The following is a 481-nucleotide window of genomic DNA, read 5'->3' on the forward strand; positions in this document are numbered from 1 at the left end:
TGTCATAAACGGCGTGAGAACGAGATTTAGTGGTGCTTTCCATGGTTGCGCCTTGGTGGTTTTCATGGAACGATAGCAGGTATGAGCATGATCGGACATCGCTTTCGTTGCTATCCCGGTCGTCAGCAGGAAAATATCCTGCTGCGTTGGATTGGCTGTCAGCGATTCATCTATAACAGCAAGGTCAGAGAAGACCGTTATTTTCGTGCCTTTGCCCGAAAAGCCTTGTCGGTGACCGGACAAAAACCACCCATCGACCAACAATACAGCCAGTTCATCGGCCCCGATACGGCATGGTTGCGTGAAGTGCCCTCCCAGGTGTTACGCAATGGCGCGGTCCGATGGAAACAAGCCTACAGTCGCTTCTTCCAGAAATTATCCGGTCGCCCAACGATTCATGGAAAAGGTGGCGAACAAGGCGTCTGGCTGACGCGGGAGTTATTTGCTTTCGAGGATGATGGCGAAGGGGGTTATCACCTTC

General features: G+C 52.0%; 1 protein-coding gene. It reads left to right on the top strand.

Going from position 1 to position 481, the window contains the following annotated elements:
- Nucleotides 1-87: 87 nt before the first annotated feature.
- On the top strand, nucleotides 88-481 hold a 394-nt coding region (locus tag ECTPHS_RS14470), incomplete at its 3' end, for a helix-turn-helix domain-containing protein (RefSeq protein ID WP_246828388.1).

It is taken from the genome of Ectothiorhodospira sp. PHS-1, assembly GCF_000225005.1.
Taxonomy (GTDB): domain Bacteria; phylum Pseudomonadota; class Gammaproteobacteria; order Ectothiorhodospirales; family Ectothiorhodospiraceae; genus Ectothiorhodospira.